General features: G+C 37.0%; 24 protein-coding genes and 1 tRNA gene. 9 read left to right on the top strand and 16 right to left on the bottom strand.

Translation table 11 applies throughout. The features are described 5' to 3' along the window. Window positions 1-468 precede the first annotated feature (468 nt). The 3 genes from H6G25_RS01500 to H6G25_RS01490 all read right to left on the bottom strand — a co-directional run bounded on the left by H6G25_RS01500 (window position 469) and on the right by H6G25_RS01490 (window position 4015). Window positions 469-1206, bottom strand: a complete 738-nt coding sequence (locus H6G25_RS01500; protein WP_190390984.1) for a DevA family ABC transporter ATP-binding protein — start codon at window positions 1204-1206, stop codon at window positions 469-471. Between the two features lie 170 nt (window positions 1207-1376). Then, window positions 1377-2531 (bottom strand): ABC transporter permease DevC, encoded by a 1155-nt coding sequence (devC, locus tag H6G25_RS01495; RefSeq protein ID WP_190390983.1) that lies wholly within the window; start codon window positions 2529-2531, stop codon window positions 1377-1379. A gap of 74 nt (window positions 2532-2605) precedes the next feature. Then, window positions 2606-4015, bottom strand: coding sequence for an HlyD family efflux transporter periplasmic adaptor subunit (locus H6G25_RS01490; RefSeq protein ID WP_190390982.1), 1410 nt, complete (start codon window positions 4013-4015; stop codon window positions 2606-2608). Window positions 4016-4018: 3 nt separating this feature from the next. Between H6G25_RS01490 and H6G25_RS01485 the strand changes: the two genes are divergently transcribed. Then, window positions 4019-4159: a hypothetical protein gene (locus H6G25_RS01485; RefSeq protein ID WP_190390981.1), complete on the top strand. Its 141-nt coding sequence runs from the start codon at window positions 4019-4021 to the stop codon at window positions 4157-4159. A gap of 590 nt (window positions 4160-4749) precedes the next feature. Here H6G25_RS01485 and H6G25_RS01480 read toward each other — a convergent pair. The 5 genes from H6G25_RS01480 to psbP form a co-directional block, all read right to left on the bottom strand. After that, complete coding sequence (locus H6G25_RS01480) at window positions 4750-5478, bottom strand: phycocyanobilin:ferredoxin oxidoreductase (protein ID WP_190390980.1); 729 nt, start codon at window positions 5476-5478, stop codon at window positions 4750-4752. A gap of 56 nt (window positions 5479-5534) precedes the next feature. Continuing rightward, window positions 5535-5888: a DUF86 domain-containing protein gene (locus tag H6G25_RS01475; protein WP_190390979.1), complete on the bottom strand. Its 354-nt coding sequence runs from the start codon at window positions 5886-5888 to the stop codon at window positions 5535-5537. Beyond that, on the bottom strand, window positions 5878-6168 hold the full coding sequence (locus H6G25_RS01470) for a nucleotidyltransferase (protein WP_028089886.1): 291 nt from the start codon (window positions 6166-6168) through the stop codon (window positions 5878-5880). Before H6G25_RS01470 ends, H6G25_RS01475 begins: the two co-directional genes overlap by 11 nt. A 92-nt stretch (window positions 6169-6260) precedes the next feature. Next, the gene (locus H6G25_RS01465) at window positions 6261-6854 is read right to left on the bottom strand and encodes a nucleoside triphosphate pyrophosphatase (protein ID WP_190390978.1); all 594 of its coding nucleotides are present in this window, start codon (window positions 6852-6854) and stop codon (window positions 6261-6263) included. A 68-nt stretch (window positions 6855-6922) separates the two neighbouring features. Continuing rightward, a complete protein-coding gene (gene psbP / locus H6G25_RS01460; protein WP_190390977.1) occupies window positions 6923-7468 on the bottom strand; it encodes a photosystem II reaction center PsbP in 546 nt (181 codons plus the stop codon). A gap of 509 nt (window positions 7469-7977) precedes the next feature. On the opposite strand from psbP, the gene H6G25_RS01455 reads away from it, so the two are divergent. The 4 genes from H6G25_RS01455 (at window position 7978) to H6G25_RS01440 (ending at window position 11937) form a co-directional block, all read left to right on the top strand. Beyond that, window positions 7978-8310: a hypothetical protein gene (locus tag H6G25_RS01455; protein ID WP_190390976.1), complete on the top strand. Its 333-nt coding sequence runs from the start codon at window positions 7978-7980 to the stop codon at window positions 8308-8310. A 52-nt stretch (window positions 8311-8362) separates the two neighbouring features. Next, window positions 8363-10465, top strand: a complete 2103-nt coding sequence (locus H6G25_RS01450; RefSeq protein ID WP_190390975.1) for a pentapeptide repeat-containing protein — start codon at window positions 8363-8365, stop codon at window positions 10463-10465. A 53-nt stretch (window positions 10466-10518) separates the two neighbouring features. Further along, entirely contained in the window at window positions 10519-11013 is a 495-nt protein-coding gene (locus tag H6G25_RS01445) for a hypothetical protein (protein ID WP_190390974.1), read from the top strand. A 147-nt stretch (window positions 11014-11160) separates the two neighbouring features. Beyond that, window positions 11161-11937 carry an ion transporter gene (locus H6G25_RS01440; protein ID WP_190390973.1) on the top strand — a complete coding sequence of 259 codons (777 nt, stop codon included), beginning with the start codon at window positions 11161-11163 and terminating at the stop codon, window positions 11935-11937. 39 nt (window positions 11938-11976) lie between these two features. On the opposite strand, the gene H6G25_RS01435 is transcribed toward H6G25_RS01440, so the two are convergent. The 3 genes from H6G25_RS01435 to H6G25_RS01425 form a co-directional block, all read right to left on the bottom strand. After that, on the bottom strand, window positions 11977-12570 hold the full coding sequence (locus H6G25_RS01435; protein ID WP_190390972.1) for a Uma2 family endonuclease: 594 nt from the start codon (window positions 12568-12570) through the stop codon (window positions 11977-11979). Window positions 12571-12777: 207 nt separating this feature from the next. Beyond that, window positions 12778-15054 carry an ATP-dependent helicase gene (locus tag H6G25_RS01430; protein WP_190390971.1) on the bottom strand — a complete coding sequence of 759 codons (2277 nt, stop codon included), beginning with the start codon at window positions 15052-15054 and terminating at the stop codon, window positions 12778-12780. Window positions 15055-15135: 81 nt separating this feature from the next. Then, entirely contained in the window at window positions 15136-16209 is a 1074-nt protein-coding gene (locus H6G25_RS01425; protein ID WP_190390970.1) for a RuBisCO accumulation factor 1, read from the bottom strand. A gap of 380 nt (window positions 16210-16589) precedes the next feature. On the opposite strand from H6G25_RS01425, the gene H6G25_RS01420 reads away from it, so the two are divergent. After that, entirely contained in the window at window positions 16590-17720 is a 1131-nt protein-coding gene (locus H6G25_RS01420) for an aldo/keto reductase (RefSeq protein ID WP_190390969.1), read from the top strand. Between the two features lie 97 nt (window positions 17721-17817). Here H6G25_RS01420 and H6G25_RS01415 read toward each other — a convergent pair whose 3' ends face one another. Next, window positions 17818-19710, bottom strand: a complete 1893-nt coding sequence (locus tag H6G25_RS01415) for a cation:proton antiporter (RefSeq protein ID WP_190390968.1) — start codon at window positions 19708-19710, stop codon at window positions 17818-17820. Between the two features lie 273 nt (window positions 19711-19983). Here H6G25_RS01415 and H6G25_RS01410 point away from each other — a divergent pair. Then, window positions 19984-20056, top strand: a tRNA-Glu gene (locus tag H6G25_RS01410). Between the two features lie 80 nt (window positions 20057-20136). On the opposite strand, the gene H6G25_RS01405 is transcribed toward H6G25_RS01410, so the two are convergent. The 4 genes from H6G25_RS01405 to H6G25_RS01390 all read right to left on the bottom strand — a co-directional run bounded on the left by H6G25_RS01405 (window position 20137) and on the right by H6G25_RS01390 (window position 24406). Continuing rightward, window positions 20137-20688, bottom strand: a complete 552-nt coding sequence (locus H6G25_RS01405) for an SRPBCC family protein (RefSeq protein WP_190390967.1) — start codon at window positions 20686-20688, stop codon at window positions 20137-20139. 534 nt (window positions 20689-21222) lie between these two features. Next, window positions 21223-22662, bottom strand: a complete 1440-nt coding sequence (locus H6G25_RS01400) for a bifunctional orotidine-5'-phosphate decarboxylase/orotate phosphoribosyltransferase (RefSeq protein WP_190390966.1) — start codon at window positions 22660-22662, stop codon at window positions 21223-21225. Between the two features lie 389 nt (window positions 22663-23051). Beyond that, window positions 23052-23387 (bottom strand): ribbon-helix-helix domain-containing protein, encoded by a 336-nt coding sequence (locus tag H6G25_RS01395; protein ID WP_190390965.1) that lies wholly within the window; start codon window positions 23385-23387, stop codon window positions 23052-23054. 173 nt (window positions 23388-23560) lie between these two features. Then, complete coding sequence (locus tag H6G25_RS01390; RefSeq protein WP_190390964.1) at window positions 23561-24406, bottom strand: polysaccharide deacetylase family protein; 846 nt, start codon at window positions 24404-24406, stop codon at window positions 23561-23563. A gap of 170 nt (window positions 24407-24576) precedes the next feature. Here H6G25_RS01390 and H6G25_RS01385 point away from each other — a divergent pair, with 170 nt between their 5' ends. Then, window positions 24577-25068 carry a GNAT family N-acetyltransferase gene (locus tag H6G25_RS01385; RefSeq protein WP_190390963.1) on the top strand — a complete coding sequence of 164 codons (492 nt, stop codon included), beginning with the start codon at window positions 24577-24579 and terminating at the stop codon, window positions 25066-25068. Between the two features lie 258 nt (window positions 25069-25326). Beyond that, complete coding sequence (gene tatC / locus H6G25_RS01380; RefSeq protein ID WP_190390962.1) at window positions 25327-26130, top strand: twin-arginine translocase subunit TatC; 804 nt, start codon at window positions 25327-25329, stop codon at window positions 26128-26130. The last annotated feature ends 141 nt before the right edge of the window (window positions 26131-26271 follow it).

Here is a 26271-nt window from a genome sequence, read left to right as displayed (position 1 = left end):
TTCTGATGTTAAATATATTAATCTCATATATGAGATCTCAAGCAGTGGTTTAGCAACAGTTATAGGACTTACGCACAAGTCACGGAATAATGAACCACGTTCGCGGAGCGTCCCGTCAGGGATAGGAACGAAGAGAACGAAGAAAAGAGGGTTTGAGAGATATTTTGCGTAAGTCCTGAGTTAGTAATTTTATGGACAAATCTCCTCAAACTACTTTTCCCGGTGTTACTAAGATTGCTCGTTACAAATAATACTCATTATTGTTTATAAAAACACTGATATTTCTAGCTTTCTATTCCAGGTAGATTCTGTAATCATGAGGAAACTATGACATTAATTCTAGTTTATGGAAGATAAAGAAAAATGTTGTGTCAATTACTTTATAGCAATTATTAGGAGTCACCGAGAAGCCCACACTCACCTGTTCGCGTAGCGTGCCGCAAGGTACAAGGGAGTGTGTGGAGTACGTTACGACTTGTGATTATTTATTTTAGAGTCATGATTAAAAGCTACATTTTGAGCATCACGGGTCAGAAGACCATCTTCCATTTCCACAATGCGATCAGCAATATCTAAAATCCGGTTATCATGGGTAACAAGTAAGATAGCAGTTCCCTGATCTTTAGCCAAACGCTGCATGATTTCTACTACATCACGTCCTGATTGTTTGTCTAATGCTGCTGTTGGTTCATCGGCCAATACTAAAGGAGGATGATTGACTAAAGCGCGAGCGATCGCTATTCTTTGTTTTTGTCCACCTGATAAATTATCCGGGTAATAATTAATACGTTCTTGTAAACCCACAGATTTGAGCATAGTTTCCGATTGAGAAATAGCTGCTGATTGGGAAATACGATGATTTAATTCCACAGCCATTTGCACGTTTTGTCTAGCAGTTAAAAAACCCAATAAATTGTGAGCTTGGAAAATATAACCAATATGACGACGCATCTTTACTAGTTTACTTTGACTTGCGCCACAGAGTTCTTCACCTAAAAATTTCAGACTTCCTTCTTGTACCGATCTTAAACCACCAATTAAGCTCAATAATGTTGTTTTACCTGAACCTGATGGACCGGTCATAATGACAATTTCTCCGGCATATATTTCCAGATTAATATCAAATAAAATCTGTTTTCTTAGAGATCCTTTACCATAGTAGTGATTAATGTTTTTAATAGTTATTACGGGTTTTTTGTTGATCATAATAGAAGAGTTAACAAGAAAGATGGAATAAAGAAGAGGGAATAATCAGGAAGTTTATCCCTATGAAGGTGATAAACCTTTAAGCATAACCAGGGCGGTCAAGATAACCACCCCACAAGAGTTTTAATTTTAGGTAATATGTAAGTTAAATACCTATTATGTATTACCTATTAAAAAATATCTGCTGGGTCAGCAGAACCCAATTTACGAATAGCAATCATTCCTGAAATAAAGCACATTAAAATAGTTAACATGATTACCATAATAGCGCGATTATAACTCATGAATATGGGTAAAAGAGTAGCGTCTCTAGCAACATTGTACAAAACAAGAGCGCAAGCAAAGCCGGGTAAATAACCGACAACAGCTAATAAAAAAGCTTCTTGAAGAATCACGGTTAATAAATAATTTTGAGTGTAACCTATGGCTTTGAGAGTAGCATATTCAGATAAATGATCTGTTACTTCTGTATACAAAATCTGATAAACAATGACAGTTCCCACAATAAAACCCATAATTGTTCCTAATGTAAAAATAAAACCAATAGCCGTACTACTTGCCCAATAATTTCTTTCAAATTCAACAAATTCCTCCTTAGTTAAAACATTAATACCTGTAGGTAAATAACTTCGCAAATATTGAGCCACTTGATTAGGATCTGCGCCAGGTTTTAACTTAATTACCCCAATATCAATTAGTCCCCGTTGACGATTATTAAAAATTCGCAAAAAGTTAAGATCGCTAGTAATTAAATTACCATCTGCACCAAAAGATGCCCCTAAAGTAAATAATCCACCGACTTTAACTTGTCGTCTTCTTACTTCAGCCGTGACAATTTTGCCCTGATTAAAACTATCAGTAATCGGACCATATTCTACCCTAGAAGAACGATCATATAAAACCACATCAGGAAGTTTAAGTTTATTTAAGTTTTCATTTACTCCAGGTAAATTAAACAAATTAACCTCTGGATTTATGCCGAAAATCAAAATACTGCGAGGGCGACCTGTAACGGGATTTCTCCAGCTTGTATAGTCTAAATATATGGGATGTACTGATTTAACTGTGGGTAAATCTAACGCCTTATATAAAGTTCTTTGGGAAAAACTTTTCATTGATAAAACAGCATTAGATTGATTATTAATTAAAATCACATCACCTGCTAAACTGCTGTGCATTCTGACGTTACTATAATAGAGTGCATCCCGGAAACCTAATTGCATGAACATTAAAATATCAGCAAAGGCAATACCGGACAAAGCTACTGCTAGGCGAGTTTTTTCTCTTGTCAGTTGTAGCCAAGATAAAGGTATTTTTCCTGCCATTTTTTAGCTTTTTTTGATTTTGGAAACAATTAATTAAGTAGTTTAACCTGAATATTTTTCAGAGAAATAGGAAGTTAATTAGCATTAATTTCTACCGTAACTTTAGCATTAGTTAAACCAGAAACTTGCTGATTAAATTCTGGAGATAAAGCAATTTTTACCTCTACAACTCTAGCATCAATATCTGCCGCCGGGTCGTTATTCAGAACATCTTTCTTGCCAATTTTTCTCCCGATTTCCGTAACTTTACCCTTTAATTGACCATTAAATGTACCGTTATCACTGGAGATAGTAGCAGTTTGACCTAAACGAATTTTACTAATACTATCTTCAGGAACTTCTGCAACTACAAACATTTGATCGGTTTGTCCAATTTCCGCAATCCCATTTACACCCATCATTTCCCCTGATTTAGTATGAATTTTTAATATTTCACCGGAACTAGGAGCTTTAACATAACTTTGCCGAAGTTCTGCTTGAGCTTTTCTCATTAAGGCAATTGCATTAGTAACTTGAGCTTGAGCTACTTGGACATTTATTGGACTAACTACTAATAGACGATTTAATTTTTCCTTTTCTTCGTCTATTTGTCTTTGTAAAGTGGCTATAGTTTTATTGCGGTTAGCGGTAGCTTCAATTAACTGCTGTTGTAAAGTATTTAGAGTTTTTACTTGATTGGCTCTAGCTTCAGAAATTTGTTGTTTTATAGTAGCTATTGCCCGTTTTAAACTAGCTTGACTTTCAATTAATTGTTGATTAGTTGTTACTGCATTTAACTGTCTTCTATCTCGTTCTTGCTGAGAAATAGCACCTTGTTTGTATAGAAATTCATAACGTCCAGAATCTACTTGAGCATTACGTTGTTCTGCTCTAACGCGCTCAACTGTAGCTTTTAAAGACTCCCTTTGTCCCAATAATTCGGCCTCTAAACGGGTAACTGTGGCTTCTTGGGCAATTTTCTCACCACTTAACTGAGCCGCAATTCTGCTAATCATGGCTTGTTGAGCTTCCTTTTCCCCGGCCAATTGGGCTTGTAATCGGGCAATAATGAATTTTTGGGCTTGAACGTCCTTAGGAGAACCCGCACGCACCTGGGCTAAATTCGCGCGGGATTCTTGCATTTTGGCTTTGGCTTCTTCGACTACGGCCATACTGGTATCGCGGTTATCTAAAATAGCCACAACCTGCCCTTGTTGTACTCGTTGTCCTTCTTTAACTAGAAGTTGTTGGACTCGTGAATTACCTGATAAACCTGCAGGAGCGGAGAGTTTAATAATTTCTCCTTTTGGTTCTAAACGTCCTATGGCGCTAATAGTATTCGGAATTGGTGCTACAGATACAGCAGAAGTCAGTTTTTTCAATTGTTCCATTCTGGTTGTAGCTAGTAAACCGGCAGCTAATGCTACTGGTAAGGCTACAGCAACACTTAACCAAACTTTAGGTTGTTCAACCTTAAATTTCGATTTTTCATCCACCGTTGACATGATATGTTACCTATTGATCTGAATTGTGGTGATGAAACTAAAAAAATTAACTTAGCTATAGGGGAATTAGTCACTTTATGGATTAACTTAGTGACTATGGAAAATCCACATTTTTATGGCTTGATTTTGACAACCATTCTTTAATTGGTATGATTGACTTTGGGTAAACTACATGATGATCATCTTAATCTCTATCAACTTTCACCTTAATTTATTCAATTAATAAATTAAAGTTTTAAACTTTGATTGTTAGGGTTAATTGAGGAGAATTTGCAAGTCTTTTTAAGATTACTAGCACTCTTTAAAACATCTGTTTAATCCTTTACTTTTCTGTGAAAATCTCAAGAAGATATAATATCTACAAGACACATAAAAAATCCAACAGCACAGTAAATAGATGATAATTTTACCAATTCATAATTACTAGTTATCGGCTTAAATTAGATAACTAGAAATTTGGGTGATTAACTTTAGTTTCCCGTCAGAGAAGTATCAGTGGTGATCACTTCATGCAAATTCTACATTTATTGATTGAGAGAAAACGTAACACAACTTACAGTTAGAGTAATAGAGTAGTAATGGGAAGTATTTGGCTATCAGAGATGATTTATAAATTTATGAAGTAATCTTAAATAGTAGGTGAATGGAAAAAACCGACATAAGTAACGAAAAGTAAAGTTACCCAAAACCTCTTCCCTGTTCCCTGTTCCCTGTTCCCTTATCATGCTGAATGCTTAGGGTAAATCAAATAAAACTGTAGTCATATAATTTTCTGCCCATTCTGTACCAAAAGCTTTTTCTAGAACTCTCCGGGTTTTATCATTTTGTTGTTGTTTTGTACAGTAGTTGTGTTGTCCAGCTATAATTTGAGGTACTTTTTCTGGTGTGACTGGAGTAGATGCAATTGCTTGTGTACAATGTATTTCTAGAAACGACTTGACTTGAGATAAAAAACTTATTTCTTCTGCGGAAGAAGTAGGACGAATAAACAGACAAAAATCAGAAAAGATATTTCCCCATTCTGGTAATTCACGAGGTTGAGAAAAGTTGGGTTTAGTTAATTCCCTGAGTTGAGAATTATAACCATCTGGTAAAATCCGATCTAAATTTACAGGAGAAAGATCAGCAATAGCGGCACTAATTTGACCTCTACCTCCCACTAAATCACAGCCAAACATGGGTATATCATATTCTGGACGGGGAAACATCACACAATGAAGAATATCTAACATATTACCGACTCTTGCCAGTTCTAAGTGCATTTTGCGAAACTGGGGAGTTTGATAACAACGATTTTCAATAATCAATTTTTCTCCCTCTAGTCTACCTTCCACATATCCCAACTCCGCAGGTAAATGGTATGGTGATAAATCTAGGTGTTGATGCCAAACTGCTTCAATACAATCAGCTAGTTGACGAATTAGGGGATGTTGTTGTTCGCGCAAGGAAGGAGTAAAAGACATAATTATTTGACAAATACAATTTATTTGTTAGTTTACAACTATCTGCACCAGATCAACTATTCTTTTGATATTTCTCTCTCCAGTATTTTTTGTAATTGTGGTAATAATGGGGATAAATCATTTTGAATAGTTACCCAAATCCTACTCAAATCAACTTGAAAATATTCGTGAGTTACCACATTTCGCATTCCTCCCATCAAACGCCAAGGTATAAGAGGATAGCTTAACTGAATATCGTTTGGTACATTTCTAGCAGCTTCTCCAATCACGACAAAATCATAGAGAACAGCTTTGACAATCGTTTGATTTTTGGCAAATTCTTCAAAGGTTATATCCCTTGTCCTTTGTTCAATTTCATTGATAGATAAGACAATATCTTGAACGCGAAGCCGCCAATCTCTAAAAGGCACAAATGATATCCTTGAATACAGGTTTTCGCAAATGTTCTCTCAAAGCATCCTCAGTTCCCAAATCTACAGGACATCCCAAAATATCTTCTAAATAATACTGCACTCGCAAAAGTTGAAACAACCCACCCGGATGATTAAACTCCACTAAAAAGTCTATATCGCTATCTAAACGAGCTTCATCCCGCGCTACTGAACCAAACAAATTAAGGGATTTTACTCCCAATTCCTGCAACTTTTCTCGATGTGCTGCTAAGGTTGTTATTACCTCATCTCGTTTCATGTTTTGTTTTCCGAAACTAATTTCATATTCAGATAGTAGTCTCTATTTTCTAACATTTTCTCGGAGAAAAATTGGGAATAATAATTACCCAACTATCCCCAAAAATCTGTCACTTCATATCCTAATTCTCCGATCATTTTCCGTAATAGGGGTAAACTTAAACCAATGACGTTACTATGACAACCCTCGATTTTTTCCACAAATAAACTCCCGTACCCTTCTAAAGCAAATGCTCCAGCGCATTTGAGGGGTTCACCTGTTTTTACATAGGCTTGAATCGCGCGATCGCTCATTTTAGCAAAATACACCCTAGTAACTTGACACCTGACAATATGCCGATTTTGTGCAGTGTCAATCAACACATGACCTGTATACAAGTCGCCAAAATTACCTTGCATTACTTGCCAACGAGCGATCGCTTCCTGATCATCTGCTGGTTTACCATGGATTTTACCATTAATTGCCAAAACTGAATCACAACCCATGATCAAAGCTGATGGAAATTGAGAAACTACAGTTTCCGCTTTAGACTGGGCCAAAGTTTGTACTAATTCCCCTGGTTCATTGAGTTGTATTTGCGACTCATCAAAATCACTAGGGCAAATGATTGGGTCAATACCGACAGTTTGTAGTAAACGACGACGCGCAACGGAAGCAGAAGCAAGTACAAATTGCGGAATTTTCATAGATTTCTGTATAAGTAATTTTTGGTAATTGATAATTGTTAATTGTCAATTACCACCATTTTTAATTATTAATAAACAGTAAAAGAACTGACAACTTCATCAATCATCTGTTGTATTCTTTTCCAGCGTTTCTGTGGTACTGACGCATTAAAGGTAAAAAGCTTACCACGACTTACAGCTACACTAGAGATATTGTGTCTTTTTTGTCCGTTAGGAAGTTTAACTTCATATTCTAGAAAGTAGTAAATTTTACCATTTCTTTCTCTTTGCGCCGCATTAATTAGTTCAGCGGTACGGCCAGAATCAACAGGAGCAAGAGCAGCTTTTCCCAACTTATAACCGACTTCTGAGGGTGTTCCTAGTTCTGACAAAGTTTTACCAGCGGGAACAGGACTAATGATCACAGAGACATTTTCTGATACTTCAATTAAATCGTGAAATACCACATCAGGTCCATCAGCAACCTTCACTTGTAACCAACCATTAGGATAATTAAACTGATAACCATCAGCACTATCTACAAAGCTCTTAAGTCCAGCAGCTTCAGCTACACTGGGACTAATTATGCTGAAGCTCAACACCAATAATAAGATTAAAGTAATTCTTTTGCACATTTTTTAAGATTCCTTTGGTTTGTCAGCAACACAAAGCAGGGATGATTTCCACTTTTTATTCTCTCACTAATTGGAGATGTCTAATGAGTAAAAAGGTAATTATTGTTATGCAACTACGCACATAATTGTAATTATGCAGATAGTGACAAATTCAATAGAATTACTATAGGAAAAAATTAAAACATCCTGAACTGACTGGTCGAAAGGAGAAAAATCTGCGTAAGTTCCCGTGAAAGTCAATATTCCCAGTTGTTACAGGTAAATTTTATTTTCCTAACTTAGTCAATACTTCTAGTCTGGACATCTGTCCGACTAGAATGCTCTAAAATAAATGCAACTAAGTACCAATCATAATTTCTGAATATTTCTTTTTTGAGAAAAACATCATTGGACGTTAAATTGTATTAGTGATAATCAATATAGCGGTTATCAGTTGGACGAGAACATACAATGATCATTAAACGTAGATAGTCGCCTAAATTTCCACCTTATTACCCATTCCCTGTGATATGAACTTTCAACCAGAAGAAGACTTACAGCGTCGTCTGCAAAATCTAGAAGCAGAAATCAAGTCCGCTGGAGTTAATACCCAAGGACCAAAGACACAGACACCTATCACAAGTTTCTTTAAATGGAACGTATATTTAGAAAGATGCAGAATTTGGTTTAATAGTTTATCAACAATTAAAAAGCTAGTAGTTACAGGTGTGGCCATGCTTTTAACTGTTTGGATACTGCAAACAGTATTTGCTTTAGTCGCTTCTGTAATTAGTTTGGCGGTTTTGGCGGGGTTAGTGTATCTTGGATACAAATTTTTTGTTGCTGACAAAAAAGGGAAATAAGTTTTAATCACCCTGGCACTAGTATAAAAACAAATTCATAGGTAATTATCCAATGGCGAATCCAATTATGGGGAGAAGCAGTAATCAATCTAGCCGACCAGAAGAACCGAAAAAAGTCAATATCACATTACTAACAACTAGGCGTTTTGCGGCTTGGACGGTGGAAATAACCCTTTTTATTGCCAGTGGGTTAGTTCCTTATGCTTTGGGTGCATATGTAAATTCCCGGAGTGATATCCAACGAGTCCCATTGAATCCGATTCTAGTAGTCACAGAAAAAGCGATCGCTAGACCTCTGGCATTACCCGTAAATTATGGTATTCGTAATGTAGCCTGGCCGACCAATATTCTCTGGACTTTAGCTGTATTATTACCCACGACCTTTTCCTGGTGGCAATTGTATTTATTAGCTCAGACTGGTAGTACCATTCCTAAACGTTGGTTTGGTGTGCGGGTGGTTAATGCAGAAGGATCAGCCCCCGGATTAAGTGCAATAGTAGTCAGAGAAGGATTAGGGCGCTGGACTGTACCCGTTTCCGCTGCTTATTTGCTCTGGCGCTACAGCTTTATTTTTCCCAACTTATCTCTGTTTACATCTTTAACCATATTAATGATCCTAGCAGAAGCAAAAGGTTGGCCTGGACAAAAGTACCCTCGATCCTTCCATGACCAATTAGCCCGGACTTATACAATAGACGCTAAAAGCACTTTCAGTAACCCTGGGGAAGAGCTAAAAATACATGAGGATAATGTAGATAGTTCCTCTAGTCAACAATCTATTTCCAGTCTTTCCCAGAGAAGCAATTCTAATTTCAGCTTGTTTTTGGTGGGGCTGACTAGTATGATTGCTGTATTATCAACTTTAATAGGTACACAAATCTATATCCAAACCCAAGAAAGCCAACGCAGAAGCGAACAAACTAATAGCCAAAAGTTTGTCGAACTCATTAAAGCACTTAATCCCAACAATGGTGTTACCAATGAAGAGCGTCAAAAAACCGTTTTAGCATTGGGTAGCATGAATGACACACAATCCATAAAATTACTAGTTGATTTACTGGTAAAAGAAACAGACCCCCAAACTCTGGATACTATTCAACAAGCTTTAACTAATACAGGTCTAAAAGCTATCCCAGAATTAAAGCGCGTGAATCAGTTTTTGGTTGGTGAAATAGAATCTATGGGAAAAAGTTCAAACTGGGAATTTAGACAAAATCAGTTAATTCTCACCCAGCAGGTAATCAACAAAATTCTCGCTATCTATGGTGGCAAAATTAACAATATTGACTTGAGCAATGTTCAATTAGGTTCTCAAGGATCTGGGGGAAATTCCTCATTCAAATTGGTATTAAACAACATTGATTTATCAGGAATTGTCTTGAAATCTGCAAATCTCAACCAAGGTAATTTCCAAGGTAGTCGTTTCCGTAGTGTAGGCGAAGATGGACGTTGGGATACTTACGATGATACCATGGCAGATTTAAGTAACGCCCAGTTAAAGCAAACTAATTTTACTGATGCCAATCTAAGTCGTATTTTGATGAATCAAAGTGATTTAAGTCGCGCCAATCTTAACAAAGCCAACTTATCCTATACCCGCTTATTTGGTGCTAATTTAAGTAGCGCCCAGTTAGTAGGTGCAGATTTACGCAATGCACTCTTAGAAAATTCTCGCTTAACCAATGCAGATCTAAGCGATGCAAATTTAACAGAAGCAAATTTATATGCGGCTCATTTAGTTCGTGTTTCTGCCGTCGGTACACAATTAGCTTATGCAAATTTAACTAAAACTGATTGGCAAGGTGCAGATTTATCCGAAGCCTATTTAGATTATGCTAATCTTAGTGATGCTAACCTCAGCGCTACTCGACTTACTGGTGCTAGTTTGCAATCAGCTAACTTAGAAAACGCCAATTTGCGAAATGCTGATTTAAGTCGTGCCGATTTGCGGGGAGCAAATGTAGACGGTGCGGATTTTCAAGGTGCAATTCTGTTTACAGGTAAACAAGAGTCAGACAAATTTGTAGAAACGCCTGATCTGGGTTCACAAAATGCTTCAATTCAAGGAGTAGATTTTAGTAAAGCTAAAAATTTAGATCCTCAACAGTTAGCCTTAATTTGTACTAAAGGTGGGCTACATTCTCGTTGTCCATAAATAGAAATAATCACGAATTAATTTAGTATTTAGATTCTGTTAGGAGTGGTGTGATGAAAAAAATTCAGCATTGGTTTGGGCTTATGTCCGTAGTCACAGCTTTGGGTTTAGCTGTCAACTCTCAACCCGCACAAGCTCAAGTAGCCTATGGTAGTTATGTTGGTATTGGTCCTACCGTTGGATTTACGGAGGATAGTCAATTAGGTGGAGTGTTGGCTTTTCGCTATAAGTTGCTAGAAACCCCCATTTCTTTCCGCACTCAAGCCTTAATTGGGAAGGGAACAGCAATAGTACCTACTGTTTCCTATGATATCCCTCTCAACTGGCAAACTGATGCTTATTTAGGTGCTGGATTAGTCATCAATAGTAGTGATGCAGTTTCTCCTGTAGGTAATAAAATTAGCTTTGCTTTGCAACCAGGAATTGATTACGTTGTTCCTAATAGTAATACTGTGATTTTTGGTAATGCTATTATTGCCTTTGATGCTTATCGTAATAGTGGTAGTACGGCTTTATCTTTACAAGGAGGTGTGGGTTTAAGGTTTTAATGGTAATGGGTAATGGGTAATGGGTAATGGGTAATGGGTAATGGGTAATGGGTAATTGGGGAAAAATAACAAATGACTAAATAACTTAACTAAGAGTTTTGTTTAATTTAAAATTGTAATTATTCCCCATAATTTTTTGGATTAAAAATGGTGATAAATCGAGAAAAAGTAGAGTTTTACCTAACAGATATAGAAACATCTATAGGTAAAGTAATTAATTTAACTATCGCTTTATTAGTGTTAGTATCTTCAGGGATTTTTGTCGCAGAAACCTATAGTATTCCTGAAGATGCTCACTTAGAATTAAGAGCATTAGATACTTGTATATTAATAATATTTGCTGCGGAATATTTATTGCGCTTATGGAGTACGAAAGATAGAGTTAAGTATATTCTGAGTTTTTATGCAATTATTGACTTAATGGCAATTCTACCATCTTTGATCGGATTAGCAGATATTAGTTTTATCCGTTTATTACGCTGGTTTCGTATCTTACGATTACTGAGATTTATTGACAAAAAATTTTTAATTGGGAGTATTAGTAATCAAGATAGTGTCATTTTTGCCAGAATATTATTTACTTTATTTGCCATAATCTTTGTTTTCTCTGGGTTAATTTATCAAGTCGAACATCCACTTAATCCCCATAATTTTAACACTTTTTTAGATGCCTTTTATTTCTCAATTGTGACAATGACAACCGTGGGATTCGGTGACGTGATTCCCATTTCTGAATTAGGCCGTTTATTGACAGTATTAATGATTTTAACAGGAGTAGCCCTGATTCCTTGGCAAATTGGAGATCTAATTAAACGATTAGTAAAAACAGCAAATCAGGTAGAAACTATTTGTGAACGTTGCGGTTTAGCTTTTCATGATACAGATGCTAAATTTTGTAAAAGGTGTGGTCAACAATTAAAATGATGAATTTTTGCCTTTTTAATTCACAAGAGTGACGTAAATTTAAACAATTAGATCTTCTCCAGCAGCAGTTTCAAAATTTACATCTTCATACACATCTGCTATAGGACAGTTAAAGTTGATACTTTCTAAATGAATATTTTTCCCAGGTTCATAACTATAAAGTACCCATTGTCCTTCTGAATTACGACGAAAAACTTCTACACTGATGCGGTTTTGACTCACTAGTACATATTCCTGAAGTGATGCTAATTTTCGGTAGTCAGCAAATTTATCACCTCTATCAAAGGCTTCTGTGGTAGGGGATAAGACTTCGATGATTAAACAGGGATAACGCAGAAAGTTATGAAAAGCCTTGTCTTTTTGGTTACAACTAACTATGACATCAGGATAATAATAGGTATTAATTGACTCAATATGTGCCTTTGTATCGGAAATATAAGCTTGACAACCACTTCCACGCAGATGGTTTCTCAGTATAGCAAAGACATTACCAGTAATAATTACATGAGTATTACTAGCACCTGCCATTGCGTAGACTTCTCCGTCCCTGTATTCATACTTAATAGGACTGTTTTCTTCCCCTTGGAGATATTCTGTGGGGGATATGTAGTTATAATTTGGAGTTGCGACCATAAAATTTCGTTGTTAGTTATTGATTGCTATAGGAATCCGGTTTGATTCTGTGAACTTACTTGTGTGGTCAGGGAACTCTTAACTGGGAACACAGGAAGAAAGACAGAATTAATACCTACTGAGTCTTGTATGGCTACGCCACGGAAGCTATCACAAATCAAATATTATTCCTATAATCATCAATTATTAATTAATAATTATCAATTGTCAATTGTTGCAGATATTTTGAATAAATTGGCGTTTTAAAGCTGCAAAAACTGGACAAGGGGTTGTTGGTTGTAAATTCTCCGGTTTATTCCAGGTAAAAGGCGCTTTTTCAGCCGCAGACATCCATAAAAGTTTTTTTGCTCTCGTCATAGCAACATAAAGCAAACGATATTCCTCTGCAATTTTCAGGTATTTTGATTCTTCTCCAGCTTGCTGAATATCAGGTATGGGTTTTTGATGAAGGAGAGCGCGAATTTGAGCGCGTGCGACTTCTGATAAACTAAAATCCCCTAAAAATTGGGACTGGGGAGGAATCCAAAATCTTCCCGGAATTAAGTTTTCATGGAGAAATGGCAAAAATACATAATCCCAGTCTAACCCTTTGGCCTTGTGCATAGTGATAATTGTTAATTGTCCTTTTTGGGTATATTGTTCTTCAATATTTTCTGTTTCTACTGGTTCAAATTTTTCGGAACTGACAATTTCAATTAAAGTTGATATCATCTTTCCCATGGAACTATTACTAAAAATTTGCTGATTTACCCGTTCTGCAAGTTTGTCAGCAGTAGCTAATTCTCCTTGGTTATATTTTAACGTTAAAGCAAAAAAAGAAATTATTTGATAAAAAGGTAATTCTAAATAAGCGCGGAGTAAACTCCGACAAATATGAGCCGCTTTTTTAACTATTTCTGTTTGAGGTGGGGTTAAAGGTCCTGGATATAAAAATTCTTCGGGAACACTAGCTAGGGTGTTAATATCTTGGTTAGGTATTAATTTACGTTCTACAAGCACATCTAAAGTGGCTTTGAGATAATCAGCGGAATGAGGGCGATCGCAAAATTGTAATAATGATAAAATCTCTTGAGGAACATGAGAACGTCGTTCTTTTTCTCCCACATCATAAAGTTTGATTTTATACTCTTGACATATTGGTTCTAAAGCAGTAGCTAACCATCTTCCTTGACGATTTTCCCGCACTAATATCGCTGCGGAAGATTCACGATTTTCTGTAAATAACTCAATTACTCTTCGGGAAATTAATTCAACTGTATGATGTATATCTTTGGGAGTATAAAGTTCTAATCCTCTTCCTACTGGTTCAGGGTTTTGTTTACCGTCACTGATATCTAAAGGGTAAATTTTCTGATTTATAAATGGTGTTTGTCTGCTGTTATTTTTAGCAAAGTTCTGATGATTTACCCATTCTAAAACAAAGTTAGCAGCATCAATAATTATTTGTGTACTGCGACCAGCTTGAGACATTTTAGCTAGTCTATTTTTACTTTCACAATCTTGACAAAATTCCCGAAAATAAATTGGATCAGCAGGGGTAAAAGTAGAATTAACGGCTTGATTAGTATCACCAACTCTGATTAAATTTAATGTTTCTTGACTGGCTAGTATTTCTAATAACTTGGTTTGTAATGGACTAGAATCTTGAGCTTCATCTTCAAAAACAGCTAAAACTTTATTTTGTTCTATCCGACGAGCGCTAGGATTTTCTAATACTTTCAAAGCAGCTAAAATCATATCATCGTAATCAATAAAATCCTGTAATTTCATAAATTCTCGATATTCTGTATACAATCCCGCTGCTACTCTTAAAATATCATATTTATCTGGATTTATTTGACTCCATTTTAATAAATCTTCTGGTAATATTCCTGAACTTTTGGCCTCATGAATAACAGTATAAGCCAAATCTGGTAATACTTCTGTTCTCAGGACTGACTGACGACGTAATCTTTCCGTTTCTTCTCCATCAAATTCTTGTCCTGCAAGCAATTTAAGATAAAGTTGGGGATGATTAAAAATCCATTTTTCTACCGCTACATGAATAAATCTATGACTTTGATTTGGTGTAATTAAGGTTGCATTTTCTAACTGTAAACCCGATAAGTCAGGATAACGACTAGCAATAATTAAAGCTAAAGCGTGCAAAGTATAAACTGCAAATCCTGTTTGTGGTAAAGATAATTTTTTTAAATTTTCCCGAATTTTAGATTTAATATTCGCAGTCGCAGAACGGGTAAAGGTAACAACTACTAACTGTTTATATTCTTTATTACCTGTATTTAAATAATATTGATATTGACGAGCAATAGCAATGGCCGCAGCCGCAGCCATTCCCGTTGATTTTCCCGCTCCTGGAACGGCAGCCACGGCCAATGGACCCGATTGCCAATCAGCCATTTGCGTTTGTCCTGGACGCAATTTAGCCCTAATTTCGGCAATATTTTCTTTTAGTTTAATAATAGATGATTGGTCATTAGTCATTGTCTTGTGGGGTGGGCTTCTAGCCCGCCCAATTATATAAATTAGATGCTTTTTAGCCTAGCTATTACCTTTCTTGATCAATTATTCATCAATTTGCCAAGCATCTTTGGTAAATTCTTCATCTAGAACTTTCTTTGGCCGAACTAAAACAATCATTTTTCCCAATAAGGGAATTTTTGGTGCAGTTTCAAACCATTGGAAGTCAATACTCTCTCCATTATCAAAAACAAAGTAGTTGGAAATATCCCATTCTCTTTGAGCGCGATCTATTACAATCATAATTGGTTCAATTTTGCTTTGATGAGGGTTGGGAAAAATATCACTATTACCAATGACTACCACGGGATCTTCGGCATTTAATAGCACTTTCCACCCTGGTAAAGATACCCAAGCTTGTTCCCCCGCAAATTTGACCATCCGAAATGGTTCAATCTCCGTAATCAATGGTACAGCTTTTAAGTCTTCTTGTGTTAATGGTAACTCACCTATGACTGGTAAAATCCGGGGTAAGTCTTCATCAGATTCAAGACGGTAAAAAGGGAGGATAGGTGGAGCAACTTTGGGCGCAACGCTAAAATCCATTAATAGTTGTTCTAATTGCTTTCTAGCACTTTCAGAATGGGCAAAGCGTAAACCCTTAGCTATTAAACGCGATCGCTCGGACAAGTCAGATTTTTGTTTAGCGAATTTCCAAGATTGATAAGCGACAGCATCCCCCGGATGTTTACTGAAGCCTTCTGGTAAATTAGGAAACCAAGAGAAATCTTTAACTGCTTTGGCTATATCTCTGACTACATCTGCATCAAGCTTGTATTCAAAGGTTAAATCAGCCGTACTGGCACGGTCTTCTTGATTGAGTCCACGTAATTCATATAACACATCACTGCTTTTTTGCTTGTAATATGCTAATGTTTCCGCTGATGCTCCACATTTTTCCATAGAAGCATAAACTTGAGAGCCAACAATTACCTGATTCTGTTGAATTGGTTCAAATCCTGTTGCTTCAAAGATAGTCTGAGGATTATAACCATTTTTTTGCAAGTAAGCGATGGCTTGTCCCCATTCTACCCAAGAACCCTGTTTTTGTCTCAGCTTCACTAATAACTCTGTAGCTGTATCCTCAAGATTTTGAGAGTTGGGCTGTATTTCTGTCATAATTCTATTAAAAAGCAGTTAAAAATCTGCGTACAATAAGTTTTAAACAACTCGTTATAGGCCATTATTGAGTCACTTGTACGAGTATATCACTAAAGCTGGTTACTATGGAGAATTAGGGACTTAAAAAAAATAAATTACCAATTTTCCTGGACTGTGTTGATAACGCACGGTTATAGTATCTATGGTGCATTAGAAGCGCGAAAATATTATTTAATTTACATTAGATCACATACGCAACGTAACAAATCAACATTAATAAATTAAATCTATTAACAGTGCGTTACGCTGTCGCTAACGCACCCTACATTAGAAAATTATTATTTCTCTATTCTTTCCTCAACTCAGCTATGATTTATTTAACCGAATAAATTGGAGTCATGCAATATCGTCGTTTTGGTAAAACTAACTTACATCTTTCTGTTTTTTCCTTGGGAACAATGCGCTATTTAACTGATAGCGAAAATGTCCAGCAAACCATTGAAAAAGCTTTATCTTTAGGAATTAATCATCTAGAAACAGCTAGAGGTTATGGTGACAGTGAGGCATATTTAGCTAAAGCCATTAAGGCTGGTTTATCAATACCTCGTCATCAACTTTATATTACTACCAAAATTCCGCCTACAGCAGATTCTGATACCATGCGTCTGTATATTGATGAATCTTTAAAGCGGTTAAATTTAGATTATTTAGATTGTCTAGGAATTCATGGATTAAATACGTGGGAACATTTAGAATGGGTACAATCAAAAAACGGCTGTATGCTGGCTGTACAAGAAGCTGTAAATGATGGCAGAGTTAGACATATTGGGTTTTCTACCCATGGTGCATTAGATCTAATTTTAGCCGCTATAAATACAGATTTTTTTGAATTTGTCAATCTCCATTATTACTATTTTTTTCAACGTAATACCGCCGCAATTGAATTAGCAATAGAGAAAGATATGGGAGTTTTTATTATTTCTCCTGCTGATAAAGGGGGAAAATTATATAGTCCTCCCCCAACATTAAAAGAACTGTGTCATCCATTCACACCCTTAGATTTTAATTATCGTTTTCTACTCAATGACAAACGCATTACTACCTTGAGTATAGGACCTGCAAAACCAGAAGAATTAGTAATATCTCCCGAAATTTTTGCTGATAAAAATGAATTAACAACAGCGGAAATTGCCATTTTAGAAAGATTAGAAACTCAGCAAAATCATGTTTTATTAACTGATAAATGTAGTCAATGTTATGCTTGTTTACCTTGTCCCGAAAATATTCATATTCCCGAAGTTTTAAGATTAAGAAATTTAGCCGTAGCCTACAATATGACAGATTATGGACAATATCGTTATGGAATGTTTGAAAAAGCCGGTCATTGGTTTCCAGGAATGAAAGCCAACCGTTGTACAGAATGTGGTGATTGTTTACCTAAATGTCCAGAAAATTTAGATATTCCTAACTTATTAAAAGATACCCATGAAAGATTACAAGGGAAAGCAGGAAGAAGATTATGGGAATAAAAAAAATCAAATGTACAGACGTTATATAATGTAGAGACGTTCCATGGAACGTCTCTACAAATATTAGAGATAATGGATATTTAAATTACAGAAATCTTTAAACATTAGTATTTTTGATCCTGACTTCTTCGACTTCTGCTAATGTTTCCACCGTTAAAGGTGTAGATTGACTCGCACCAGAGAGCAGTTTTAAAAGATTAGGACGGGAATCATATAATAGATAGATAATGCGATCGCCAATTTCCCATTCTTGGGTAGCTGACATTACCTGTAAACGTTCTTCCCGTTCTAGCAAAAGAGGTATTAAAATCCCATCCTGAATTTTTTCTTGTATATGTTCCTGTTGAGATGCAAATTCTGCTACATTTAATGTAGTTGCACCTAACTTAACTTGTCCATTGCTTAAATATTCATTCCAAGTTTTTATTGGTAAATCAGAAACAAAAGCCTGATCAACTTTACTATTAACCACAGGAGAACCTTGAGGGTGACGGGGAAAAGCAGCTAAAACACAGGGGGGATTAAATTCCTCAGCAGCCCGTTGTGCTAAAACAAAATTTACCTCACCATTACTTGTAATTGCCAAAAAAGTACCCATTGAAGCAATTCCGGCCTCTTCGAGTATTTCCCCGTCCAAAGCACTACTAGCAATTACCCGCAGATTTTGGGCTTCCGCTTGGGCTAAACGTTCTGGATCAGTATCAATCATCACCACACTTTCTCCTCGTTCTTGAAAAAAGCGAGCAATTAATAAACCTAAAGGATTACAGCCCACAATTACCGCCCCGGTTGCGTCTTGAGAACTAATTCTTAACAATTTAACCAACCAGCCAGCGGTTAAACCTTGACAAAAAACTGTCATAATAATTGTTAAAAACACTAAAGCCTTAATTGAGTCACCACCATTAATGCCGCGTTGGGTGAGTAAAATGGCAAACAAAGAGGCCACAGAAGCGGAAACTATGCCTCTGGGTGCAACCCAACTTAAAAATAGTTTTTGTCGCCAATTTAAGTCACTTTTCCAAGTACAAAAAATGATATTAATGGGACGCACGACAAACATTAACACCAAAACAGTCAATAAACTCCCCCAACCCAAAGCCAAGACACTGGCAATAGATAAATCAGCCGCCAGGAGGATGAATAAAACAGAAACACTGAGAATGGTAAGTTGATTTTTAAAACTTCGCAATAAACGTTCTTCGGGAACTGAAGAGTTAGCAAATACCGCACCAGCCACCACTGTAGTCATAATTCCTGACTCACTGCGGATCATTTGCGCTAGGGTGAATAATACCCATAAGATTGCCAGTACAACCAAATTTTTTAGTTCAAAGGAGATGAAATTAGCACGTTTGAAGATCCAACTCATTAAGTAGCCACCAATACCACCTATACCCGCACCTACACCGAAACGTAAGAGGAGACCAATAATGGCATTAATCGGGTCTGTATCACCGTTTAAAATTGTATCTAGGACTACATAGGCCAGAATAGCACCTACGGGATCAATGATAATCCCTTCTCCTTCTAATAGTGTTGCTACTTGTCTATCTACATTAATTTGTTGAATTAATGGACCAATTACAGTTGGACCAGTAACAACAACAATAGACCCATAGAGAAAAGCTATATTCCAAGGAAATTCACCCAACCAGTGAGCGGCCAGACTACCTCCCAACAGAGTGATCATTGTTCCCAGTGTCACAAGTAACTGTAAACTAAGGGAAACCTTGCCCAACTCTTGCCGATCTAATTTCAGTCCACCCTCAAACAAAATGATTGCCGTTGCTAGGGAAACAATCACTTCTAATCCCGTCCCTAGTAAATGCGGTTGCAATAGTCCCACACCGTCTTTACCCAAAAGAATGCCTAATAGCAGTAGTAAGACAATGCTGGGTAGCTTGAAATATGCAGCCATTACCTGGGCGCTAATGCCTGCAAAAACAGTGATCACCATCTGGATGGTAATTTCAAAAGGTGCTTCCATGTTGTAGATTTTGAGCCATAGATTTCAAAATCCTCTGTACAGAATCATATAGCAAGGAAACTGGTAAACAAGAGTATCTGGAGACGTTCATCATCAAAACATTGCCCACAAAGTTATCTCACTAAGATTTTAGTAGATTTTATTCAACGGTAAGCAGTTTATTTCCCCTGCTCGCGCCTCTAACCCTTTCCCAGACTGCTAAAAAAAATTTTTTCCCAACCTATTGACATCCTCAAAAAAATCCGCTATATTATTTAAAGTGATGAAAAACAAGCCCCCATCGTCTAGAGGCCTAGGACACCTCCCTTTCACGGAGGTAACAGGGATTCGAATTCCCTTGGGGGTACTGAAGAAGGGATAGAAAAAACTTTTTCTATCCTTTTGTTCTTTCTGCTTTTTTTGTAGTTCCTGTAACCAGAGAATTTGTTAGAGTATGGTTTCTAGAGAGCGCTGACGAATTGCTAAGAGGTTGGCTTGCAGATCTTGACTGAGACGGCGTTCAATAATTGAGATTGGCATAGTCAGCTTCGGCCAAACTTGGATGGTGTAGCAAAGAGTAGTACCTTGTTGTTCACTGAGGAAACAAGGCTCTAAGCACCAAAAACCCGAAAACCCTTTAAAATCTCCTTCTACCATATTGAATTGGATTAATTTGGGAAATGATTCCTCTAAATCCAAAACCACACGGGCACAGAATTTAAAATTAAGTAAACTCGCTCTACCAATTTGTTCCAGTCGAATACCTCCATTGGGATGTTCAAGAAGAGTGCTTTTGGCGAGATTGGGAATAAAATCAGGTAATGATTCATAGTCCGTGAGAATTTGCCAAACTTTTTCCACTGGTTGGGGAATTTGGATTTTAGCGCTAATTTGGCGCTGTCTGTCTGATAATTTATCAACCTGAATAGCTACTTCACTGGTATCTAAGTTTTCTTCAGGAAAAGTGTCGTTATTGGGGGTGGAAGAATCAGTTTCCATGGTTTTTATTCTGTTTCCCTATAAATAACCCATAAAGCGGATATTTTACATCCGACTTAATACTGAAATGTTTCCTGATAGCTTGTGTTACCCAAAATATAGGATACAAGCCCCGTCATAGAAGGACGGCTTTATATAGCAATCCTAAATGATACGTGAGAGTTCAATAAGGCTAAAGTGCTTATAAAACAAGGATTTTTATCTACGTATTTTCTCAAGGTTGGGGTAGGATTGCTATAGTAAAACAGATATGGTCGCCTTATGGCATTAGGAGACTATAAACGAAGTAGGACTTACGCACAAGTCACGGAATAATGAACCACGTTCGCGGAGCGTCCCGTCAGGGATAGGAACGAAGAGAACGAAGAAAACAGGGTTTGAGAGATATTTTGCGTAAGTCCTGCGAAGGTCTAAGAACAATAAGACTATTTCGATAGCACAACCCAATGAAGCGTTAAGGAATCCTCCCACTTTAATCCAAGGAGGTATGTCAAGGACTCCACACCCCACAGTCGCTTTGGGTGACTGTTTTGTTCAAGCAAAAATTTTAAATTGTCCCTCACTAATGCGCCCAGCAGCATATAAAGTTTCTGTGATTTCAGAAATTGTTAAAACTGCGTGTGCTTGATAGCCATTTTCTCGCAACCTGTCTTTTACCCCTTGCTCATGATCCATAAATACGACAATATCATTGACATTTAATCCTGCATATTTTAACTTTTCTGCTCCTTCCATGACGCTTTTACCACTGATCAGAATATCGTCAACAATTACAACAATTTCTCCTGGATTAAAATTACCTTCAATCACTTTTCGGGTTCCGTGTGCTTTTACTTCTTTGCGGGGAAAAATCATCGGGGAATTTAGATGTAATGATAATCCAGTAGCCGTAGGTAAAGAACCATAAGGAATACCCGCTATTCTATCATAAGTTAGGTCTTTGAGAATCTCTGCATAAGCAATCACTATCTGATGAAATATTTGGGGATTGGAAATGATTTTGCGTAGGTCTATATAATAGGGAAAAGTAGCTCCAGAAGCTTGGACAAATTCACCAAACATAATACAACCAATGTCATAAAGTTGTAGAATCAAATCTAAAAGTGGGTGTTGATTTAACAAACAAACATCAGGAAACCAGACAGAACAAACGGAGTTTTCCTGGGAAATTTCAGTTCTGAGATGATTAATTTCCGCCCTTAAAGATTGCAGTTGAGTAGATAGATTTTCACTTCCTAACATATCTTGAGAAACGGGAAGAAGTAACCCGTCACCATGATAATTTAATCCCGCTGATAGTAAGTTTTTAATATTACCACCTTCAGACCAGATACTGCGGGCTAAAATTACTCTTTCTGGTGCTTCTTTGCGAATTTTCGCTAAAATATCTGGTTGAATAGTTCCTACTTCTAAACCCAGTTGTTCAGGTGTTCCCCAATTTTTTGCTTCTTTGACTACTTGTAAATAAAAAGGGGATTCCGCTGTAGGGTATTGCTGCAAAATCACTGCACCTGGATTAGAAGTTGTACACAAAATAAAAACGGCTTTATCGGGATAAACTAAAAAGGGTGCTACGTGATCCTGTCCCGCATAAGGGATCAATGTAATCGCATCAATCCGCCATTCTTCAAAAACAGTTTTAGCGAAAATTGTACTAGTATTGAGATCGCTATGTTTGGCATCTAATATAATCGGAATGTGGGGGGGGATAGCTTTTAAAGTTCGTTGTAGTAATTCCCATCCTGGAATACCTAAAGCTGCGTAAAATCCCAGAGTGGGTTTATAGGCACATACTAAATCACTGGTTTGGGTGATAGTAAACTCCAACCAATCCCACAGACTATCAATCATACTTTTGGGATGTGATTTCTGGGAATATCGCTCAGGGAGCATTTCTGGATTGGGATCTAGTCCTACAAACAGTAAACTTTGATTTTGGGCGATCGCGCCATTCAACTTATCGTAAAAGTTCATAGGTTTTCCTTACAATATTCTAATGCCAAATTTATGTCAGGCTTTACGGAATCATAAAATCCATGAATAAACCCCTCTTTATCTGCTGTTAATAACTGACATAGCAGTTCCCGATATTATGGGGTACAGATCAGATATTAATGATAAAACTCTTGTGGTACATCTTGTCAGATAATGGTGTACCTGACTCAGATGAAATGTCCTGTAAAAAGGTTATTGATGAATTGAAATTGTTGGGTAAATTGGATATCCGTACTTACCCAAATAAATCAATCAAATGAATTAGATTGTCCGTGGTGCTGATGGATACTACTGTTATCACCCAAAAATTCATCCCAGAGTCACTATTAGGAGTGTGGAATGAATTTTTGTTCAAGCTAAATTTCTGACTAGCCAGATAAACTTTCCAGGCTAATAGGAAGCATATCACCATTTCTGGTTAATCCTAACAACATTGACTGTTGGGGTTCAATTAATTTACCCGTGAGGACACAACGCTGTTCTTGTTCGGCTATAGCACAAATACTCGCACGAATATCAGATTTAGAAAACCGCGGTTTCCAATCACCAGATTTTTGCTGAATATAATTCCACAGGATATCTCGAATTAGAGACTGATATCCCTGATTACCAGCCAGGTCTTTAAGTTTATTCTTGAGTTCTCGTTCTAGACGAATGCTAGTAACTTCCATGTCGGTTGTAGAGGTGCGTGTCATAGTTTGCATGATTTTTCTCCTTACAGATATATACAGAGTAGTAATATAAGTGTAGTATCTTTAAAAAAATGTTCAATAGATTAAGTGATCGTCCAAAACAGAAACAAATTTTATTGAGGAGAAGGAATATTAGTCCTATATATGTATATAAGCAAGTATTGAGTTATAGTAACGAATAATTATTACTGCATTTCTAATAGTTCAGGGACTGTTACAAATCTGTATCCTTGCTGTTTTAGTCCGCTGATAATTTCTGGTAGAGCTTTAACTGTTCTTTCACGATTACCTCCACCATCGTGCATTAACACAATTGCTCCGGGTTTTGCACCTTTAAGAACATTTTTAACAAAGGCTTGGGGTTTAGCATGAGGATCTGTGTCTGCTGAGGTTACAGACCAGAGGACAACGGAGTTTTGTTGATTTTTGGCATAAGCGGCTAATCCGTTGTTTAAATAGCCCCCTGGAGGGCGGAAAAAAGATGTTTTAACGCCTGTTGTTTTGTAAATGAGGTCGTTTGTGCGTTCAATTTCACTTTTCGCTGTGGTTGTATCCATATTCCGATACCAGTGATGCCAAGTATGATTACCGATAGCGTGACCTTCAGCTACAACTCGTTTAGCAATTTCAGGGTTAGCTTGTAAAGCATTTCCTACCCAGAAAAATGTGACTTTGACATTATTTTGTTTGAAGATATCTAACATTGCTGAAGTTGTTTTTGTCCAGGGACCATCATCAACAGTTAAAGCAATTACTTTCTCTTGGTTTCTGGGTTTGATTTGATAAACTGTCTTCCCTTGATATTTTGCAGGAGTGGTAAAATTTAGATTTTTCATCTTAGCTGGTGGTCGGGATTTGGGGTTAAGTTGATGAGTAGGAACAGCAACTTTTAAGGGTTCTTTGTTGGTGGTTTTTGATTGTGGTCTAATTGCCATATAATTACAAGCAGTAAGAGAGAATGCTATCGTGATCAGAGCAATTGTTTTTGTGGTTTTGTTGTAGTTGTTTGTGCAAATAGAATTTTGGTGCATAAAGTTATATGATATATTTCACAGGATAGGGATTTGAGCTTTTACAGCAATTAGGAAAATTGTTCGAGTTATACAAAGTCCGGTTTAAAAAAATTATCTGGTAATGTCCTCTTAAAGCTGTATTATTTGAAAATATTTATTTTATCAATAATTTTGCCCCAATACCAGCAATGATCATCCGTCATGCTACAGAAACCGACTTACCCGCTATTGTAGCCATTTACAATGCTGCTGTTCCTAGCCGTATGGCTACCGCTGATTTAGAACCTGTGTCTGTAGAAAGTCGTTTAGCTTGGTTTAAAGGACGAGTCCCCTCCCAACGTCCCCTGTGGGTAATTGAAACGGATGGGGTAATTGCTGGATGGTTGAGTTTTCAATCATTCTACGGTAGACCTGCCTATTATTCCACAGCAGAAATTAGTATTTACATTTCCCCAAAATTTCAAGGCCGGGGTTTGGGAAAACAACTTTTGGAAAAAGCAATTACGGAAAGTCCCAATTTAGGTTTAAAAACTTTAGTTGGTTTTATTTTCGCCCATAATCAACCTAGTTTAAAATTATTTGCCTGGTTTGGTTTTCAAGCTTGGGGAAATTTACCGAAAATTGCCGATTTAGACGGAGTGGAACGGGATTTAATGATTTTGGGTTTGCGTGTGATGTAGTGAGGATGAATGCACAAGTTAAAATATATACTTTAAACTTCCCTCCAGACCTCTCTCCTACCTCTCCCTTTTCCCTGAAAAGGGAAAAGGGAAAGGCTTTGAGACCAGCATTTTCTTGTAGAGAAGAGGGGACTGAGTGGGTTAGGCTAGTAGATTTGTGGTATTAATACTTATCAGTAAAATACTTTTACAACATCCTCTTATAATGGTTAAGGTTAACGAATATTGTCTAACAAATGTTTCCCACAGTTCTTACCCATGACCTCCTCACAACACGTTGATACCATAAGTTCCCCCGATATAGACTCAGAAGCATCAGCGGAACCATCTATTAACCCTATTAACCCGCTAGACGAATTACCCGGGGAAGTAGAAATGTCTATTTTTGACCACCTAGAGGAGTTGCGACAAAGAATTTTCTATTCTCTCCTAGTGGTGGTAGTGGGTATTGTCGGTTGTTTTATCGTGGTCAAGCCCCTGGTAAAGTTACTAGAAGTTCCTGCTCATGGGGTTAAATTTCTACAATTAGCGCCGGGAGAGTTTTTCTTTGTCTCCATGAAAGTTGCCGCTTATGGCGGTTTCATCTTGACTACACCTTTCATTCTTTATCAAATCATCCGGTTTGTACTTCCTGGTCTGACAGTCCGTGAACGTCGTTTAGTCATTCCTGTGGTGCTGGGGTCAAGCGTACTATTTCTATTTGGATTGGTATTTGCGTATATTGCACTCATCCCTGCTGCTTTGCAATTCTTCCTTAACTACGGCGCTGATGTTGTTGAGCAAATTTGGTCAATTGACAAGTATTTTGAATTTGTGCTGTTATTGTTATTCAGCACAGGACTAGCATTTCAAGTTCCAGTTATTCAATTACTGCTGGCCAACCTGGGAATTGTCTCTTCACAGATCATGTTAAAAGGCTGGCGTTATGTAATTATGACAGCGGTAATTTTAGGAGCAATTTTGACACCTTCTACAGATCCTCTGACTCAAAGTCTTTTAGCCGGTGCTGTTTTAGGTCTATACTTTGGTGGGATTGGATTAGTCAAACTCACGGGAAAATAATTCAAGTGGTCAGTGATCTCTTGTCGGTTGTTTCCTAAGCAACTGCTGAAGTTTTACCTACAACATTACCACCATTAGTACATTAGTATTTTATCATTTAACTAGTGTTTGTGCGCTTTCAATCTGAGGATTTAATCACGC

The sequence above is a fragment of the Dolichospermum sp. FACHB-1091 genome (genome assembly GCF_014697585.1).
GTDB lineage: Bacteria > Cyanobacteriota > Cyanobacteriia > Cyanobacteriales > Nostocaceae > Dolichospermum.
Note: the sequence above shows the minus strand (reverse complement) of the source record. Positions and strands in the feature narration are given on the sequence as shown.